At 55.5% G+C, this 18,968-nt stretch carries 17 protein-coding genes and 1 tRNA gene; 5 read left to right on the top strand and 13 right to left on the bottom strand.

Annotation, left to right across the window (positions count from 1 at the left end; translation table 11 throughout):
• Positions 1-631, top strand: a 631-nt coding sequence (locus ACOERD_RS28565) for an alkaline phosphatase family protein (protein ID WP_419741267.1), incomplete at its 5' end; no start/stop codon positions are given.
• A gap of 85 nt (positions 632-716) precedes the next feature.
• Here ACOERD_RS28565 and ACOERD_RS28560 read toward each other — a convergent pair.
• The 4 genes from ACOERD_RS28560 to ACOERD_RS28545 all read right to left on the bottom strand — a co-directional run bounded on the left by ACOERD_RS28560 (position 717) and on the right by ACOERD_RS28545 (position 5,719).
• On the bottom strand, positions 717-1,640 hold the full coding sequence (locus ACOERD_RS28560; RefSeq protein ID WP_419741266.1) for an alpha/beta hydrolase: 924 nt from the start codon (positions 1,638-1,640) through the stop codon (positions 717-719).
• A 12-nt stretch (positions 1,641-1,652) separates the two neighbouring features.
• Positions 1,653-3,542 carry an acyl-CoA synthetase gene (locus tag ACOERD_RS28555; protein WP_419741265.1) on the bottom strand — a complete coding sequence of 630 codons (1,890 nt, stop codon included), beginning with the start codon at positions 3,540-3,542 and terminating at the stop codon, positions 1,653-1,655.
• Between the two features lie 160 nt (positions 3,543-3,702).
• Positions 3,703-5,520: an ABC transporter transmembrane domain-containing protein gene (locus tag ACOERD_RS28550; protein ID WP_419741264.1), complete on the bottom strand. Its 1,818-nt coding sequence runs from the start codon at positions 5,518-5,520 to the stop codon at positions 3,703-3,705.
• Positions 5,521-5,645: 125 nt separating this feature from the next.
• A tRNA-Gly gene (locus ACOERD_RS28545) sits at positions 5,646-5,719 on the bottom strand.
• A 56-nt stretch (positions 5,720-5,775) separates the two neighbouring features.
• On the opposite strand from ACOERD_RS28545, the gene ACOERD_RS28540 reads away from it, so the two are divergent.
• The 3 genes from ACOERD_RS28540 (at position 5,776) to istB (ending at position 8,339) form a co-directional block, all read left to right on the top strand.
• Positions 5,776-6,027, top strand: a complete 252-nt coding sequence (locus ACOERD_RS28540) for a hypothetical protein (RefSeq protein WP_419741263.1) — start codon at positions 5,776-5,778, stop codon at positions 6,025-6,027.
• Between the two features lie 85 nt (positions 6,028-6,112).
• On the top strand, positions 6,113-7,621 hold the full coding sequence (gene istA, locus ACOERD_RS28535; protein WP_419737605.1) for an IS21 family transposase: 1,509 nt from the start codon (positions 6,113-6,115) through the stop codon (positions 7,619-7,621).
• Positions 7,608-8,339, top strand: a complete 732-nt coding sequence (gene istB / locus ACOERD_RS28530; protein WP_419737606.1) for an IS21-like element helper ATPase IstB — start codon at positions 7,608-7,610, stop codon at positions 8,337-8,339. The genes istA and istB overlap by 14 nt, the downstream gene beginning before the upstream one ends.
• A 132-nt stretch (positions 8,340-8,471) precedes the next feature.
• On the opposite strand, the gene ACOERD_RS28525 is transcribed toward istB, so the two are convergent.
• Positions 8,472-9,257 carry an SLC13 family permease gene (locus ACOERD_RS28525; RefSeq protein WP_419741268.1) on the bottom strand — a complete coding sequence of 262 codons (786 nt, stop codon included), beginning with the start codon at positions 9,255-9,257 and terminating at the stop codon, positions 8,472-8,474.
• 15 nt (positions 9,258-9,272) lie between these two features.
• Complete coding sequence (locus tag ACOERD_RS28520) at positions 9,273-10,193, bottom strand: ABC transporter transmembrane domain-containing protein (RefSeq protein ID WP_419741262.1); 921 nt, start codon at positions 10,191-10,193, stop codon at positions 9,273-9,275.
• Positions 10,194-10,541: 348 nt separating this feature from the next.
• Between ACOERD_RS28520 and ACOERD_RS28515 the strand changes: the two genes are divergently transcribed.
• Positions 10,542-12,455 (top strand): DUF3604 domain-containing protein, encoded by a 1,914-nt coding sequence (locus ACOERD_RS28515; RefSeq protein ID WP_419741261.1) that lies wholly within the window; start codon positions 10,542-10,544, stop codon positions 12,453-12,455.
• Between the two features lie 275 nt (positions 12,456-12,730).
• Here the strand turns inward: ACOERD_RS28515 and tnpC are convergent, their stop codons facing one another.
• The 7 genes from tnpC to ACOERD_RS28480 all read right to left on the bottom strand — a co-directional run bounded on the left by tnpC (position 12,731) and on the right by ACOERD_RS28480 (position 18,920).
• Positions 12,731-14,437: an IS66 family transposase gene (gene tnpC, locus ACOERD_RS28510; RefSeq protein ID WP_419737621.1), complete on the bottom strand. Its 1,707-nt coding sequence runs from the start codon at positions 14,435-14,437 to the stop codon at positions 12,731-12,733.
• Between the two features lie 55 nt (positions 14,438-14,492).
• Complete coding sequence (gene tnpB / locus ACOERD_RS28505) at positions 14,493-14,846, bottom strand: IS66 family insertion sequence element accessory protein TnpB (protein WP_419737608.1); 354 nt, start codon at positions 14,844-14,846, stop codon at positions 14,493-14,495.
• A complete protein-coding gene (tnpA, locus tag ACOERD_RS28500; protein WP_419737609.1) occupies positions 14,843-15,253 on the bottom strand; it encodes an IS66-like element accessory protein TnpA in 411 nt (136 codons plus the stop codon). Before tnpA ends, tnpB begins: the two co-directional genes overlap by 4 nt.
• A gap of 356 nt (positions 15,254-15,609) precedes the next feature.
• The gene (locus ACOERD_RS28495; protein ID WP_419741260.1) at positions 15,610-16,263 is read right to left on the bottom strand and encodes a helix-turn-helix domain-containing protein; all 654 of its coding nucleotides are present in this window, start codon (positions 16,261-16,263) and stop codon (positions 15,610-15,612) included.
• 10 nt (positions 16,264-16,273) lie between these two features.
• The gene (locus ACOERD_RS28490; protein ID WP_419741259.1) at positions 16,274-16,456 is read right to left on the bottom strand and encodes a helix-turn-helix transcriptional regulator; all 183 of its coding nucleotides are present in this window, start codon (positions 16,454-16,456) and stop codon (positions 16,274-16,276) included.
• Positions 16,457-16,521: 65 nt separating this feature from the next.
• Positions 16,522-16,737 carry a hypothetical protein gene (locus ACOERD_RS28485; protein ID WP_419741258.1) on the bottom strand — a complete coding sequence of 72 codons (216 nt, stop codon included), beginning with the start codon at positions 16,735-16,737 and terminating at the stop codon, positions 16,522-16,524.
• Positions 16,738-17,585: 848 nt separating this feature from the next.
• Positions 17,586-18,920 (bottom strand): tetratricopeptide repeat protein, encoded by a 1,335-nt coding sequence (locus ACOERD_RS28480; RefSeq protein WP_419741257.1) that lies wholly within the window; start codon positions 18,918-18,920, stop codon positions 17,586-17,588.
• Between the last annotated feature and the right edge of the window lie 48 nt (positions 18,921-18,968).

Raw genomic sequence — 18,968 nt, 5'->3', positions numbered from 1 at the left:
CAATGTCTTCCGCCTAAGCCACAAGGACGTGTTCGGCCAGGTCCGCGAGGCCGGAGGCGTGACCGGAGCCGTGACGCACAGCTATTGGTCGCAATTCTTCAACCGTCATCCGTTCGACTATGTGCGCGACGTAGAATATGACGAGCCGGAGAGCCAAACCATCAACCATGGCCGGTTCCACAGCATGACCGGCTATGGCAAGGCCAACCAGATGACGCCCTGTGACGTCGATCTGTTTGCCACGCTGACGAACCTGTGCCTGCGCCATGGTTTGGACTATGGCATCCTGCACACCTGCACCTTGGACAGCATGGGCCATCGCTTCTTCCACGATTGCGAGGAAATGGACCACGCCTGCTTCGTGATGGATGAGATGCTGGCCCCCTTTATTCCGAACTGGCGCAAGCTGGGCTATGAGGTCATCGTCACCGCAGATCACGGGCAGGACGAACGCGGCCACCACGGTGGGCGGAGCACGTTGCAACAGGAAACCGCACTGTATTATTTCGGCGATGCAGAAGGCCCCGAAGCCGATACGGTGATCGACCAGTTACAGCTGGCTCCTACCATCCTGACCCGTATGGGCGCGCCGCTGGCAGACACGATGAAGGCCAAACCGTTCCTGAGCTGATCAGAACGCTTCGCTGCCACATACGGCGACAGGAATGCCCTGAACTTGGGCAGGCATTCCTGTTCTAGCCTGGAACCCAGATCGGTTAGTCGTAGGACCAGATCCCCTGCCCCAGCGCCTCAATGGCGATGGAAATCCGTTCAAAACTATCAGCAGCGCGCTTAACCGAGGTTCGGGCGCGCAGATAGCCGTGGACAAGGCCCGGTTCGTTGATCCACTCGGCCCGTCCTCCGGCAGCCTGGATTGCAGCGCAATAGTCTGATCCATCGTCCCTGAGAGGGTCGCAATCCGCAGTGACGACAACAGTCGGCGGCAAGTTCGAGAAGTCGGTGTCCCGAAGCGGTGCAAAACTTGGATCGCCGCTCGGAGTTGGCCCTTCGCATCTGACGGTTTCGTAGAACTTAATATCCTCAAGCGTCAGCAACGGCGCATGCGCGTGTTCGATATACGAACCTTTGGACGTGTCGCCGCCCAGCCCGGGGTAGATCAGGACCTGCCCCAAGATGTTCTCTAGCCGCCCCCGTGCGTGATGAGCGACACATGCGGCCAGATTGCCCCCTGCACTGTCGCCAGCCAGGATCATCGGGTCGCCGAACTCGTCCGCCGCCCAGTTTGTAGCAGTCCAACAATCCTGAAACTGGGCCGGATGCACATGTTCGGGACACAGGCGGTAGTCGACGGCGACAATCCGATATCCGGTCTGGGCGCAAATCTCGGCGCAAACGTCGTCGTGGCTATCCAGCCCCCCAACGACGAAACCGCCGCCATGGAAATAGACGACGGTTCGTGTCGGTTGCCCTGCGGTATAAAGGCGGACCGGCACGGCATTGGCAGACAGGTCCTGCACCTCTACCCCTTCGGGCCGTGGCTGACGAAAGTCCTGACACATCGCGTCATAGACCTTGCGCTGGTCTTCGATTGACAGATCCACGGCATCGTCAGGATAGCTTTCCGCCGTGCGTCTTATGAACGCCCAAGTTTCCTCATCAATCAGACGTTCATAATCCATGTTCCCTCCCGGTTAGGCTGCCCACTCCCACGGCCGGGTGTACGCGCCCAGCACTTTGCTGACATCGTCCTCGGATGTGCCGTTCGCGTCAAGCTGCGCGACAAGGCCACGCTTCTTGTCGTCGATGACCGAGACGACACGGGCATCAACGCCAGCTTGCTCAAGCGCGCCATTGTAGATCCGGGTGATCGCGTGCTTGCGCAGATCAGGTTTGAACACCTTACCAACGGCAGTCTTGGGCAATTCGGTCAGAATTGTCATGTGCTTGGGCTGAGCCGCGCGCTCATGAACATGGACCTTACAGAACTCCATCAAAACCTCTTCGGTCACCGAAGCTCCCTCCACCAGTTCTACGAATGCGCAAGGCACCTCACCGGAATGGGCGTCGGGCTGACCAATGGCACCTGCGAAGGCCACGGCCTCATGCCCCAGCAGGGCCTCTTCGATCTCGGCAGGGTCAATATTGTGGCCGCCACGAATGATCAGGTCTTTCGCACGACCGGTGATCCAGAGATATCCATCCTCATCAAAGCGACCCAAATCGCCTGTGCGCAGATACTTGTCGTAGTGGTACAGGTTCTCGTTCTTGTCGGTCTCGGTATAGGTATTGCCTGCAAAGACACCGGGGTTAGAAACGCAGATTTCGCCAATCTCATCCACCGCGCATTCCTTGGGGCCGTCCGGGCCGTCCTGCAGGATTTTGACATCGGTGTAGGGGAAGGGAATCCCGATCGAGCCGATCTTTTTCTCACCATCCACCGGGTTGCACGAGACAAGGCAGGTGGCCTCGGTCAGGCCGTAGCCTTCGACGATGGTCACGCCTGTTGTCTCTTCGAACCGCCGGAACAGTTCCACCGGCAGCGGGGCTGAGCCGGAGAACGCCGTTTTCACCGAGGAAATATCAGCATCCACGGGTCGTTGCATCTTGGCCGAGATCGCCGTGGGCACGGTGATGATGAAACTGACCTTCCAACGTTCGATCAGCTTCCAGAAATTGTCGAACACGCCATCGCCGCGATATCCCTGAGGTGTCGGGAAGATCACATGCGCGCCCGAGGACACGGCCGCCATCCAGATCACATGCACGGCAAAGACGTGGAACATCGGCAGCGGGCACATGATGACGTCGTTTTCGTCAAACAACAGCGTATTGCCCAGCCAGCCATTGTAGATCAGGCCCGAGTATTTGTGCTGCGCCACCTTCGGCATGCCGGTCGTGCCGCCCGTGTGGAAGTAGCAGGCCACCCGGTCCTCGGTGCTGTCTGCGAAGTTCAGTGTCGTGGGCTGTTTGGCCAATTCCTGATTGAAGTTCTTATAGTCCGCATGCGCGAGCTTTGCCTTGTCGCCCATTTTTGGGCGCAGGAACGGGACGATCCAGGATTTCGGCGGTGTCAGATAGCGGTTCAGGTCAATCTCGAGAATGGTGTTGACCTTGGGCGCATGGCGCACGGCCTCTTCCACCTTCTGCGCCACATCCGTTTTCGGGAAGGACTTGAGCGTGACGACAACCTTAGCGCCAGTCTCGCGCAGAATGGCGGCGATCTGTTCCGGCTCGAGCAGCGGGTTGATCGGGTTTACGATACCGGCCACGGCACCGCCCATCAGGGTCACCAGCGTCTCGTTACAATTTGGCAGGATATAGGCCACCACGTCGTTTTCGCCGATCCCGAGCGAGCGAAACAGGTTGGCCGCCTGATTGACCTGCCCTAGAAGGTTGGACCATGTCAGCGTCTCGGCCTTGTCATTCGGACCTGAAAACAGCTGAAAACTGACCGCGTTGTGGTTTGGAAATTTCTCTGCGGTGCGCGATAGCAGCTGGTGGAACGTCACCGGCAGGTCGCGGTCCTCCCATGCCATTTCCTGTTCAATACGCGCTTTGTCTTCCTTGCCAACAAAGGCCATGTGGCTCCTCCCCGTGTTTTATTCTCCCGCGCGCCACACGCGGAGTGATCTTACCTCAGATGGGATCACAACCTTGGCGGCGCAAGCAAGGGCTTAGCGAGGGAAAAGTTGAAAATGTAGAATGACGCTACGGCGAAACGGTGATTGCCGGAGCGTCACTTTATTCCGCGGCGACGCCGTCAGTGAACTGAAGACGGGCCAATCGGGCGTAAAGACCCCCTTGCGCCACCAGATCGTCATGCGTGCCTTGGGCGACGATGCGACCGGCCTCCAGCACCACAATGCGGTCTGCCTTCTTCACGGTTGCCAGCCGGTGCGCCACGATCAAGGTCGTGCGCCCGGCGCGCATCTGATCAACCGCCCCCTGCACGGCCCGTTCGCTTTCCGCATCCAGCGCCGAGGTCGCCTCGTCCAGCAACAGAACAGGCGCATCCCGCAAAATGGCGCGTGCAATAGCGATCCGCTGTTTCTGCCCTCCGGACAGCATCACTCCCCGTTCGCCAACGAAACTGTCGTAGCCTTCGGGCAGTGCCGCGATGAAGTCATGCGCGGCAGCAGCACGCGCGGCGGCCTCGACCTCGGCGTCTGAGGCATCCAGACGGCCAAAGCGTATATTATCACGAGCAGAGGCGGCAAAAATAACCGGATCCTGCGGGACCAGCGCCATATGCTGGCGGAAATCTGCCCGGTTCAGGTTTTGCAGGTCCATCCCATCCAGCATCACGCGCCCCGAGTTCGGGTCGTAGAACCGCTGAAGCAACTGAACCACCGTTGTTTTTCCCGCGCCCGAGGGGCCAACGAAGGCAACCGTCTCGCCGGGATTAACCTGCAGGCTGAGCTTGTCCAGCGCCACCACATCGGGCCGCGCAGGATAGCGGAAGGTGACCTCTTCGAACTTGATCTCTCCGCGCACCGGTTGCGGCAACGGTTTTGCTTGGGACGGGTCGATCACCGTGTCTTCGGCATTCAACAGCTCAACCAACCGTTCAGTGGCCCCTGCAGCACGCTGAAGCTCGCTCCAGATCTCGGACAGGGCAGCGACAGAGCCTGCCATGATGACCGAGTAGATGACGAACTGGATCAGAACCCCTTCGGTCATAACCCCATTTCGCACGTCATTGGCCCCCATCCACAGCACCCCAACGATGCCTGAGAAGACCAAAAAGATCACGATGACCGTCAGAATGGCCCGCGTCTGGATACGCCGCAGCGAGACGACATACGAGGTCTCAGTCATGTCGCCGAACTGCTGGCGGCTTGCGCGTTCGTGGGTAAAGGCCTGCACGGTCTGTACCGCCCCCAGCGCTTCGCCCGCGTTGCCCGATGAGGCCGCGATCCAGTCCTGATTCTCGCGGCTGATGGCTCGGAGCCTGCGGCCCAGCACCAGAATTGGCACCACAACAACGGGGATCAGCAGCAGAACCAACGCTGTCAGCTTGGCTGAGGTCAGCAGCATCAGAACCAACCCTCCGACAAACATCAGCAGGTTGCGCAGTGCAATCGAGACAGATGACCCGATCACCGATTGAATCAGCGTCGTGTCGGTGGTGATCCGGCTGAGGACCTCTCCTGTCATGATGCGTTCGTAGAACTCGGGGCTCATGCCGATCACACGGTCAAAGACGGCCTTGCGAATATCGGCGACGACGCGCTCTCTCAACCGGGTGACCAGCGCGTAGCGGATGCCTGTGCCCACGGCCAGAATACCGGCAATGCCGAGCGCGGCCAGGAAATACCAATCCAGCAGTTCTCCGTCCTGAATGCGGAAGTTGTCCACCACGCGACGTACGGCCAAGGGCAAGGTCAGCGTCATGCCAGCCGTCAGGACCAGCGCCAATGTCGCCCCCAGCATCAGCAGGCGATACGGCTTCATGAAAGGCCAAAGCGACGCCAGCACGCCCAGCTTTTTCGAGCCTGCTCTTTCTTCGCTAGCGCCCGGCGCGGACGCGGTCGTCGTGCTGGCTGTCTGTCTCGCCATGTGCGGCCCTTGTTTCTTCAATGCGGAGTTGCTGTTTCTTGGCGATACTGGCCCGCAGGGTCAAGAAGCCGCGCGCAAAATGCCTAAAGGACCGGGCCATTTGACGCAGAGATGTAGGGCTGAGTTGGAGCGGGTAGACGGAATCGAACCGACATAGCCTGCTTGGAAGGCAGGGGCTTTACCATTAAGCTATACCCGCTCAGTGTTTCGCCTTCCTATGTGATGGCTAAGTGGGCGTCAAGAGCGAACCATCACTTGGGCAAATTGACCCGAAAGAAAGAGTTTTTCGTAGTTTGTGAGGAAGGTGTGAGCAAAGGCGTTCTCTTTGATATCGCAGGAGTTCTGTATCAGGGCGACAAGCCACTTGCGGGTGCTGCGGAGGCGGTTTCAACCATTCGCGAAACAGGACTTCCGGTTCGCTTTCTAACGAATTCAACCCGACGACCGAAGCGCGTTATTCTGGAAAAGCTGCAAGGTGTAGAAAAGCGTGCAATTTTGACCCCCTAAGCGGGGAAATCGGCGTCCAAATTTGACCCCTCCCTATGGTTGTAGACATCCTTTTCATTGAGCAGTCGATGGAGAGGCAAGCGGGATGATTTGCGTGGAAACTATTAGAAAAGTGCGTCGCTTACACCTGATCGAAAAAAAGAGCATCAAGGAAATTTGCCGTTCGCTCAATTTGAGCCGTGCAACGGTTCGAAAGATAATCCGATCGGGAGTGACGGAGTTCAAATATGAGCGCAAATCGCAGCCATACCCGGTGCTCGGGCCTTGGCGCGCGCGTCTGGATGAAACGCTTGAGGAGAACGAGGCGCTTCCGAAGAAACACCGCAAGCGGATGACCAAAATCTGGAAGGAACTCTCCGATGATGGTTTTGGCGGCGGGTATGACAGTGTTCGACGCTACACAAAGAATTGGCGCATTGCGCACGGCCGACAACAGGCGCAGGCGTTCATCCCGCTGATCTTTGATCCTGGGGAGGCGTACCAGTTCGACTGGAGTGTGGAGACGGTTTTGATGGACGGTGCACTCACGACCGTGAAGGTTGCCCATTTCAAACTTTGCCATAGCCGCATGCCATTCTCCATTGCCTATCCGCGCGAGACGCAGGAGATGGTCTTTGATGCCCACGACGAGGCCTTCAAATTCTTTGGTGGAGGCTGCATCAACGGGATCTACGATAACATGACGACCGCCGTCGATGCGATCCTGTCGGGCAAGGAAAGAAAGTTCAACAAGGCATTCTCCCGGATGTGTTCTCATCATCTGGTGAACCCGATCGCCTGTACGCGCGCGGCCGGTTGGGAGAAGGGTCAGGTTGAGAATCTGGTCAAGGAGAGCCGCGCCTATAGTTTTACACCGCGTCTGGAGGTGGCCGACTTCGATGAATTGAATGCCCGGCTGCAAAAAGACGCGATCAAACGCGCAAAAGAACTGCGGCATCCGGAAAACCTGGAGGTGACGGTCTGGGAGGAGTTCCAGCAGGAAAAGCCGCTGCTGACGCATCTGCAGAAGCCCTTCGTCGGGTTCCGTGAAAAGACGGTCGCCGTGAGCCGAACCTGCCTGATCAACTTCGAAAGAAACAAATACAGCGTTGAGGCAAGAGCTGTTGGACGTCAGGTCCAGTTGCAGGTCTACGCCACGCGGATTGTCCTGCGCCAAGACGGTGAGATTGTCGGAGAGCACGAACGGTGCTTCGGCCGAGGAAAAACGATCTTCAACCCTTGGCACTATGTGCCCGTCCTCAAGCGCAAGCCTGGCGCTCTGCGCAATGGAGCACCGTTCCGTGACTGGGACCTACCACCGGCAATGACGCAGATCTGGACCCATCTGCGGGGCACATCCGACGGAGACCGGCAACTTGCCGATATTCTTTTCGCTGCTTACCAGCACGACATTGATGTGGTCGAGGCTGCCTGCGAAGAAGCTCTAAAATCTGGCCTGCGCAAGGCCGATGCGATCCTGAACATTGTCTCTCGGCGCACCAATCCCCCGCCGCCAAAGGCGATTGAGCCGCCTGCCCACCTGCAGCTGAAAATGGCACCGATCGCGGATTGCGCTCGCTATGACAGGCTTGGAGGCTCCCATGCAACTGCGTAAGGAAATTCTCGAACTTGCCCGTCAACTGAAGTTGCCAGGCATCGTCAACTGCTTTGACGAAGTGATGCAGGCCGCAGCCAAAAACAACTGGCGGCCCCAACAGGTCGTGGCCGAACTCCTCACGGCCGAACTGGCCGAAAAGACTGCGCGCTCGATCCGGTATCAGATGGGTGCCGCAAAGTTCCCGGTCTGCAAGTCCTTACCTGAGTTCGACTTCACGGTCAGCCCCGTCAACGAGGAAGTCGTGCGCAATCTTCATGACGGCGATTTTATGGACCAGGCCAGGAATGGCGTGCTGGTCGGTGGAACCGGATCGGGCAAAACGCATCTCGCAACAGCGATCGGGGGCCACGCGGTCAATAACCGCCGGCGGGTCAGGTTCTTCAGCGCTGTGGATCTCGCGAACAAGCTGGAGGCTGAACATCGCGAAGGCAACGCCGGGCGGCTCAGCGAGCAGCTGATCCGCGTCGACCTCGTGATTATAGACGAACTCGGTTATCTGCCGTTCGCAGAGTCTGGTGGACGATTACTCTTCCATCTCATCAGCAAACTGTACGAGCGAACGTCTATTCTGCTAACAACCAACCTCGCATTTGCTGAATGGCCGAGTGTGTTCACAGATGCCAAAATGACCACTGCTCTCCTGGATCGACTGACACACCATTGCGATATCATCGAAACCGGGAACGAAAGCTGGCGAATTAACCACCGCGACTAACCTCGAAATCGGGGAATAAATTCAAAACAGACAGCAGGTCAAACCTTCAGTCGAGCTACGCTCTCTTTTCGGTTTGACCTGCTGTCCACCCCCTCCTGAATCAACCTAAACACGACCCCCTCAACGCCCCTCTTAGCTCCAAGGGGGGTCAAATTTGGACGCCGATGGGGGGTCATTATTCAATGCCGATTGACACTTATGGAGATCAAAAGACTGCCACATCCCGGCAAGGGTTGTCCCGGTCGTCGTCAAGTCCTCTTCCTGGGCTTCCGAGGCTGACCGAAGACGATGCCGGCCCCAAAAAAGGATGAAAACAACGGAAACCAAAAGAACGAGTGCGCCGATCAGGAAAAAGGAAAACAGACCCAAAGGCTGATAGCCCTGAGCAACCAGTTCATCGCTTACGACCAAGTTTGGCGGTGTAGCGATTAGCGTCAGCATGCCGCTGATCAAAGCGGCATAAGACATCGGCATCAGAAGCCGCGCCTTGTCGTTTCCGGTCTGTTGGGAAATTCGAAGAATGATTGGAATAAAAATAGCGACAACTGCCGTCGAACTCATGACGCTTCCCAAAAGGGCGGTGCTAACCATTATCAGGATCAGAAGACTAGTCTCCCGGCTGCCACCGTAGCGCATGATTGCGTCACCAACCGCGCGTGCCACACCGGTTCTGTCCAGCATTTCCCCCAGCACCAGTAGGCACGCCACAAGGATAACCACGCTGTTTCCGAAGCCCGAGAGGCTTTCCCCGATTGTCAGCGTGCCGCTCAAGGCAAGTGCGATGACCACTATCAAGGCGACAAAGTCATAGCGAACCCGATTGCTTGCCATCAGCACACCAGTGACGACGATCAACACAAAGACAAAACCGGCCTCATTGGTCATTGCTTTATCCTCTTGAAACAACAGGTCGGCAATCGAGCCGGGTAAAGTTCAATTGGCTGCGTCAGCCATATCTACGCCTGCTTGCCGCAGCAGTTCAAATTTCGCAGCTGTTGCACTGACCTGTCGATAAAAGGCTATCAGCTGCCGGGTCGGGCCCTGGAGACGCGTCAAACCTACGGTGGCTGCGACGACCGTACCGACATCCGTGTTAGCCTCCAAGACCTGCCAACCACCCACGACAAGAACCCCCACTGTCCCGGCGCCGTTAATGGCGCTGAGTACAAATTTCGAAGACAGCTTCCAGACGAAAATCCGAGAGCGGGTATAGTAGATCTCGTCAAATTTAGGATTGATCTCCGCGGCCGAGCGATCAGGGTCAACAAGCCAGTTGGTGGCTTTGCGCAATGTGTGAACCCTGTCTGACACAAGGGAATTCACGCGCATCTGGACGAGAAGAACAATAAAAACCTGAGGGATAATCATACCAATTGCAATCAGTCCCAGAGAGGGTTGATTGGCCGCAATATACCCGACAATCACAACTAGGGTTCCGGCCTGTACGATTGGTTCAGATAGAGCGCTACCAGAGAACTTTCCTACTTGTTCAGCTTCGGCCGACACCATTGTGGCCTTGGCACCATAGGCAACTTTCTCGGCGCCTGCGGGGGTTTCGCGCGACAGGTTGCAAATGCGCTTGCGCAGTTTGCGGATCATGTCTTCGCCCAGAACGCTCGATAGGTAACCCAGCACCCATTTCAGCGCGAGGCTCAGGATGATCACTCCACCCATTGCAACGCCGAGCCACAGCAATCCTGTGGGGCTTATGTTCTTTTCGGTCAGACCGTTCACGATTTCCTTTTGATAGTTCAGAGGAAACGCCGCCAGAGCAGCAATAGCCAGCGACAGCAGGATGTTGACTACCTGACGCTGTCCCGTTGTTCTCCAAATGGATCTATAAAATTCAATCACTTCACGTTCCCCTAACTTTCTTGCGGCACCCGTGCTGAACGATGCAGGTGTTGTAAACGCACTGTAACACTCAATTCCATTCGCATAAAAAGATGCGTTACCAATCAGCGGGCGCGACGAATTTCGAGCCCGCGAATTCTTGGAAGATCAACCGCTTAATCTTGAATTGTGAGTATAGAGAAGGTCACTGATCCCCAGCTCTGACCTCGCGCAGCCGTGTCAACTGATGTGCAAGATCACCACCCCCAAGCGCGGATCCCGGAGCGCGCACGTCTCCCACCCGTATATTTGATTTTTTGCATATTTCTTCATACACTGCGGCTTTAGTTTTCTGTCTGGGGGGCAGTCATGAGAACTCGATTTGAATCCAAGTTTTTGTTGCATGCTACAACCGCTTTAGCGCTTTCACTGGGGACGCAGGCAGTTGGTTTCGAAGGCGAAGTACCCCCGGATGAGGTGGTCCCTGAGCAAACCTACTCCCCTTTTGTTGACCGATCTTATCCCGATCAGGTTCTCTTCGGTGATCTTCACTTCCACACGGAAATCTCGTTCGACGCCGGGCTTGTTGGGACTTCGTTGAACATCCATGACGCCTTTCACGTGGCGCGAGGGGAGAGAGTAACCTCAAACACCGGGCAGCCTGTTCAACTCATTAGGCCCCTCGATTTCCTCGCCATCACCGAACACGCAGAAATGTTGGGGCTTGCCACCGCTATTCGCGCGTCAGACCCTCGACTATTGGCCGATGACTGGGGCCGCTTGACCTATGAAAGGTTCAATTCCGGGCAGGAAGGTCGGATGGAGGCGTTTGCCGATATTATCGAAATTGCATCAATCGAGGGCAGGGACCCGACGGCTGGCTTGGGTTTGGACGGCGACCTCTGGCAACAGATCGTGGAAACCGTAGACGATTACTACGAACCCGGTGTTTTCACCTCGCTGGCAGGGTACGAGTGGACGTCGACGCCACGAGGCGACAACCTTCACCGTGTCGTGATCTTTGAGGATGGCGCCGACAAGACCAGTCGCACTCGTCCGTTTACCTTCTTTGAAAGCGAAGACCCCGAACCGTTGTGGGATTATCTGGCCGCCTATGAAGAAGAGACCGGCGGAAGCGCCGTTTCTGTTCCGCATAACGGAAACATTTCCAACGGTACAATGTTCGCACCTACAAAGTTTGACGGTTCACCTATGGACGCGGAATACGCTGCCAAGCGCATTCGTTGGGAGCCTATGCACGAAGTAACCCAGATCAAGGGTGACGAGGAGACACACCCCTACTTGTCACCCGATGATGAGTTCGCGGATTTCGAAACCTGGGACGTTGCGAATATCTCTGGAACCGTTGCTAAGAAACCTGAAATGCTTCGCTATGAATATGGGCGCTCCGCTTTGAAGGTTGGACTTGAGGTTCAGCGAGACACAGGCGTTAACCCGTTCAAGTTCGGCTTCTACGGTACGACGGACACGCACACCGCGCTCCCGACCACGCGGGAGGATAACTACTTTGGTAAGTACCAGCACACAGAGCCTTCGGCGAACCGTCACAACTTCGATGTAATCCCTGCCGAAGATCCGGCATTGCGTATCATTACGGCCCAAGAGTCGGCTGCGGGTCTAACGGCTGTATGGGCACGTGAAAACACGCGCGAAGAAGTCCACGGTGCGATCAAGCGCAAGGAAGCCTACGCGACAACCGGGCCGAGAATGCGGGTCCGCGTCTTTGGCGGCTGGGGTTTCGATGCCGACGATCTGTACGCCTCGGATTTTGTGTCCAATGGATATCAGAACGGCGTGCCAATGGGCGGTGACTTGAAGAACGCGCCTGATGGGGTATCTCCCGGCTTCCTGATCCGTGCGCTGCGCGATCCGGATGGCGCGAACCTCGACCGTGTCCAAATCATCAAAGGCTGGATTGATGAAAGTGGCGAAACTCATGAGCAGATTTTTGACGTGGCCGTCTCCGATGGACGAGAAATTGGAGAGGATGGTCGCGCCAGCGAACCAGTGGGCTCGACGGTAGACATTGAAAACGCGACATACAGCAACTCAATCGGCTCCGTGGAACTCGCCGCGTATTGGCAAGACCCAGATTTTGATCCGGACAACAATGCGTTTTACTACGTGAGAGTGATCGAAATTCCAAAGCCACGTTGGACGACTATTGACGCAGCTTTCTACGATATCCCGTTGCCTGAAGTTGTCCCAGCAGAAGTCCAAGACCGTGCTTACACGTCACCGATATGGTATAACGCCGGATAGTTGAATTAGTTTAGAAGGCAAAACCATTCATGTTTCGCTTAGATCCCTAAGGGTATCGCTGAGAAACAACCTCTTTGAGTGAAATGCCTCCATATCACGAGCGCGCCCGCCACTCGATTTGGTGGATGAAGCAAACGACTGGTCTGATGAAGATGCGTCGTCGTATTTGAACCTGTAGCTATAACCGCTGTTTACTGCACACTGAACTTTGCAAAGTCTGCTTTTTGCGCATTGCTGACATTTGTGTAAGCGTAACGAGGCACACACATGGCATTTCAGCTTGACTTTTGAAAGTTCCATGGCAGGAGCTCGTCGATACGGCTTTGGGGGTGACCGGCTGCTATTTTTTGGAGCGTTGAGGTCAGATATGCATTGGGTTCCACGCCGTTCAACTTCGCGGTCTGTATCAGAGATGCGATACGGCCCCAACTGGCGCCGCCTTCATCATGACCCGCAAACAGTGCGTTTTTCCGCCCAAGGGCAATTGGTCTTTGGAGATTTTCGACGTTGTTGGAGTCGATCTCAACCCGGCCGTCACTGAGAAAGACCTGCAAGCCGTCCCAATGTTTGTGAATGTAGTTGAGCTTTTCACCAAGTCTGGATTTTTTAGAGACCTGCAGGCGCTGCTCCTGAAGCCAGGTGCCGAACTCGGCAACCAAGGGCGCGGTTTGTGTCTGGCGCGCAGACAGGCGCTGTTCGGGTGGAAGGCCCCGAATTTCAGTTTCAATTGCGTAAAATTCGGCAATCCGACGCAAGCCCTCTGCTGCGATCCCGGACTTGTCGCGGTCAAAGACCTCCTTCAGTTTGCGGCGAGCGTGGCTCCAACAATAGGCGGCTCGGATCGGAGAGCCCCCTTTCCGCGTTGGCCGCATCAACCGATTATACCCCTGATACCCATCCAACTGCAGAACACCGTTGAACCCCTTGAGAAACTTCTCTGCGTTTTCGCCAGCCCGACCGGGTGCATAGAAATAAACAACCCCTGGTGGTGCATCGCCCCTCCAGGATCGGTCGTCACGTGCCAACGTCCAGAAATAACCGGTTTTCGTTTTACCCTCTCCCGGATCGAGGACTGGGACCGTGGTTTCATCCATGAACAGTTTGGTCGAAGACTTCAGGTGTTCCGCCAGCCGCTCAACAACCGGCTTGAGGTGGAACGCGGCCTTTCCGACCCAGCCCGCGAGCGTGGCGCGATGAATGTCGATGCCAGAGCGCACAAGTATCTGCGATTGACGGTACAGAGGAAGGTGGTCTGCATACTTGCTGACCAACACGTGCGCGATGGCCGCTTCGGTCGGAAGTCCGCCCTCGATCAGCCACGATGGTCCCGGTGCTTGTTTCACGCCTCCAGCACATGACCGGCAGGCATATTTCGGACGGACCGTTACGATCACACGCAACTGCGCGGGCACGATGTCCAGCCGTTCACTGCGATCTTCACCAATCTTATGCATCGCGCCGCATCCGCACGGACATTCAACACTGTCAGGTTCGATCACCTGTTCGATCCGCGGCAGATCTTCAGGCAGATTGCCGATATTGCGCTCAGGCGCTTTCCTGGGCTTTGCCTTTTTCTCTTTGTCACAGGATTGAGTGGCTGCCTCGCTTGAGGCCTCCGCCTCGCTGAGCGCAACTTCAAGATCTTCGGCCCCGAGATTACGCTCGTCCTGAGTTAGTTTTTCCGATTTCTTGCCGTAAAGCGCCCGCTTCAATTCCGCAATCAGGCTTTCATAACGAAGGATCAAAGCGTTTTGCTCTGCAATCTGTTGGTCTTGACCCGTTATCTGCCGATCTTGATCCGATATTTGCTGGGCCTGATCTGCAATGTGCGCCCCCTGATCTGATATGCAGGCGCTCTGCTTGGTTGTCAGTTCCTCCAACTCGGCAACCCGACGTGCATTGTCCTCGACAAAGGCCTGAACAGCCTCTTTATGTTCGGCGGGCAGAGCATCAAGATTGAAACCATTGGAGTCGGCAGTCATACCTGCGAGCATACACAGCCCGAACTTCTAAATCCTGCCCAATCAACCGCCTGATTCACTCTGCCGCAGTTGGCCGCCGCGTCTCGACAGGTTTGACCTTCCGCCAGTCCAGACCAGAAAAAAGCGCCTCAAACTGTGCTCTGTTCAGCGTCATCACCCCATCGCGAATAGCAGGCCAGACGAAGTCTGTATCTTCCAGACGCTTATAAGCCATAACCAGACCTGACCCATCCCAAAAAACCAGCTTCAGCCGATCCGTTCGCTTCGCGCGAAATACGAACACCGTCCCGCTGAACGGGTCTTCCCGCAGAACCGACTGCACCAGAGCACATAAGCCATCATGACCCTTGCGAAAATCCACCGGCTGTGTGCTGACCAGAATGCGCAACTTCTGTGCAGGGAAAATCATTCAACAACCCCAACCGCTCGGGCAATCTCGGCAATTCGCTGTGCCGATGTATCGGTGCCCAAATTGATCGACACCCCGCGGAAAACGATCTCGACCTTTTCCGCTGGTGACGATGGCGGGCGAACCTGCGGCTGAACACTTGCCTCATCACCGTCACAAAGAACCACGGGCGCAAACTCAACATGTTCATCAGGCTCCGGAGCTGGAAGCACCAGTTTCCCATCTTTTGCCAGACAACGCCATTCCGACAATCGGTTCGCATTGACCCCGAATTTACCAGCCACAGCTTTTACCGTCGCCCCCGGCTTCAAAGTCTCGGCAACAATGTATGCCTTCGCATCATGCGACCATCGGCGACGGCCATCAACTTGATACTCAACGCCCAACGAGCGGAGGAACTCCGTCATCGACTCCATGGAGAAAATCCTTATCCCTGTTACGATAAGGAAAATCTGACAGCGCAGGGGCTAGCGCGCGAGGCAAAAAATGGGTGAGCACCTCGTTACGCTTACACATTTGTTGACAAATCAGCCTCGCGAAAGGCGATCACACTATTTTAACGTCTGCCTTTGACTTTCCATTATGGAACCGTTGCGGATGAATAAAACGACCGGTTTCCGCTCCAATTCGGTTTGCCCCCCTTTTAAAATTTCACGCGGAAAAATTTGACTGCCCCCGCCGGTCCCTTGGCTTAAAGCCCGCAACTTTTGATACCCCCCTAAAGGATTTAGCCCAGCAATGCGATGGCGCAGCGTAACCGGTCTTAGCTGAGCTCTTTGCCGTTCGTCGCGTTGACCCGATTGAAGAATGCGAGGTAGCGAGCTGCGTCTTCGTGTTTCGGAAAGCGCGTCGGCAGCATGTAGTTTCTTGCTTTCCTAAGCAAGCGCAGGAGCTCGAAGACATCACTCGTCCAGTGGTTTCCTAGCCGGAGCTTCCAACTCTCCAGAGCACAGCTCACAGTATCGGAAATCGGAAGAGAGGACATAGGACGACCAACCGCGTTGGTGCCTTCTATGTTCTCTACTTGGTTCTTATTGGGGGTGGCAGCTGTGTCACCCTTGAGCGACAGCAATGTCACCTCTCGGGGGTACAGGCGGTCAACCCTGCTGTCACCCTTTAAGTCGGGCAGGCATATCTGGTGCGCCCGGTACGCATTCCGAACTTTGACCCGGCGAATGTACCCTGCCTGTTCCAGCGTCTTGATGTATCGCTGCACTGTTCTCTTGCTGACGCTCAAACGCTTTGCCAGTGTTGCTTTTTTTGGCCAGCAGCGCCCCGTATGTTTGTTCACGAAGCTATCACACAAACAGCTGGCCATTTGCTTGGCACAACGTAACAGGTCGCTATCTTCGGTGACCAGCCGTTTCCAGGTGAACCGCAACTTGCCAAAAGCGGGTTTGTTCTGCTTGTTTTCCATCTGCGCTCGCCTACACCGTGTTTTCTTCGATCCAAGCACGGATGTCTGCTACTTTGTAGCGGACCAGGCGGCCAACTCGCAAAAAGCGGGGACCAGTCGCAGTCCCTGCCCTGCTTTCAAGAAGGCGCTTGCTGATCCCAAATAAGTCTTCCAACTCTACCCTCGACAGAAGTCTTTCATCGGTAAGTTTCATGTTGCTGCTCCAATTGCGGTCCAATCGCTTGAAGCTTCACACAAGCCTATCGTCAGCGCCTTGGATTAGGTTGGATACTTTTGGAGCAGACTGGAGAGATCATCGTCTTCCGCCCATTTGCCTTCCCGTTTGAGTGCAGCGGCGATACCTGTTCTCAAACGATCACGCTTAGTATCGGTGTTATGCCCTATGATCCCTTTGTCATATTTTGCCACCACCATATCAGCTGCATTCCGTACGGAAACTGCGGCACCCGACAGGAACACTTCACCGCCAATCAATATGAACTTATAGTCAAATCGCCCGTACCCGCGCGAGTGAGGACGTGGTGGCACGACTTCTAGTAAATGATCGGCATTAGGCTTTTGCTTGATGTAATCTTGAGAAGAGCTATCGGCTTCATTTGTAGCCTACGGTATCAGCTCTGCGCCGATGAACATCCAGGTATCCTGCCCTGGATATGGTTCAGAATGTGGGTAATACTCTAATCCGAGCTCACTTTCTGCTATTTCAAAGCCGTGATGATAGGTCGCCCTGTCGATTTCATAGTGGCCGCTTGTGCCAAAACCCGTACTTGGCATCATAGGAACATGAATGCCTGTATCCGTTGGCATGAACCCAATCCAGTGTCCTCGCTTGTGCCCTTCTTACAAATGCCTCCAAAAGATCTGGCGACATTAGTACTCTGCTCTCGCATAAGGTCGCAAAACTTGCGACAGATAGGCCTCACTCAAAAACTCCCGATCTGGGATAGGCAGCCCCAGGCATAAATGCGCACCGGGACGCGTTGGCCGTCCGCTTACAGGTTCCCGAGGCGAGTCGTACCGGCCTTCGTGGCGATCGTCTTTCTCCCGCCATTTGAGAAACAGGCGCTGAGTGTGCTCCTGGTGTAGCTTTGCTGCTGCTCCAACTTGGCCTTCAAGCACTGAGCAATTGCGCTCGCTGAGAACACCAGAAAAGTTCTGCTTAGCGAAGGAAGCTGACTTTGCAAAGTCGCACAGAACGTCTCTTACTTGGATTTCCGATACCAATCTCGGTTCTGCACTAGTGAAGTTTGTTTCGACCTGAGCACTCGTGCCAGCAGAGATTTTTGTTGCCTTGGCACTGCTACCCGCTTTTATCCATCACCCTATCGTTCTGGGCTTACCCAGCCTTGTTTTCGCAACTCGCGTAGCACGGCTTCTGCGTTCTCGACGTCTTTGTGGATGCTTTTAAGCATTACACCTATTGGCGCGTCCGGCCATGCACGCTCAAGTTCAGCCAGTTTGGCTTTAGCCGCATGGTCTTGCCCCATGGCTGACAACGCTGCCGTTACATAGGCTAGTGAAGGAGCGCTGAGCGGATCGCCAAGCTGCTTAGCCTCTTCAAAGCGCTCTACGGTCTTTTCATACTCACCAAGATGAAAGTAAGTCGCGCCCGAGATATTTCTGTTGGCAAATCGTTGGTTACTGGAATCTAGCAGAGAGAGTCTGTCAGCCGTTGCAATTGCTTCCTCGAATTCGCCCGAAAACATTGCCACAGCGCCAAGAAAGTCGAGTACCGCACCATCATTTGGATCAAGTTTTGAAGCCCGTCTACTGAGTTGCAGCGCGGCGTCATAGTCCCGATTGGCAAAATTGGCCCAGCTTTTAGCAGACTGGCTCCAGGCTTGGTCTGGGGCTAGGCTAACCGCTTGGTTCGCCAGCTTCATGGCGGCTTCAGCATATTCGGTCTTGGCATCGGACGGCGGAGTTATCACCGCAAGGGACGCGAGTGCCTGCGCTGCACCGGCATACCCACCGAAATATTCTGGATCTATCTCAATCACGCCTTCGAATACGGACAGAACCAGTAGCTGGCGTTGTCGGTCGAAGATGGGAAAGATCATTGTCCGTGCTTGTGCCGCCAAATTGAATGCTTGTAATGCGGCTGGGGATTTTTCGTAAATAGCCACGCGCTGCAAATACGCGTTCGAGTCAGTTGCAGGTAAACCACTCACTTCGGCAAAAGCGGTTTCCTGTCCATCTTGGGCAAGACCGACTGCAACTAGTGCACCAACGACGGCCCCAATGGTAAACGCCCCTATGGGCAGTCCAAAGCGTTTGGCTTTTGTTGAGATTGATACCCCACTGGTTTCTGAGACAGTTTCGAACCGCGGCCTATATCCACCGCTATCGATACACAGTCGTACCGGATCATCCTTTCCGATACCCTCGTAATGCAGCTCCAAGAACTGACGCAGCCGCCGTGCATCGACGCGAACGATGTTTTCCGGATCGGTCCCCTCTGAAGTATCGCGGTCATAAACATCCTGAGCGATCGTCTTGCTGCGAATTTGATCTCCTCGACCAGCGAGATCTTCTTCGACGATATACGTCAGGAACGCCTGAAGCCTATCGGATCCATCCAGATGAGCGTCAGCAATCAACTTGCCGAGGGCAGCGCGCTTCTCATCGTCCGAGATGTTTTCAGATTGTCGTACCACATTCGTATTTTTGCATTTAACGGCACGTGAGTCACCCCGTTATTCACC

Source organism: Ruegeria sp., from assembly GCF_965199275.1.
Taxonomy (GTDB): domain Bacteria; phylum Pseudomonadota; class Alphaproteobacteria; order Rhodobacterales; family Rhodobacteraceae; genus Ruegeria.
Note: the sequence above shows the minus strand (reverse complement) of the source record. Positions and strands in the feature narration are given on the sequence as shown.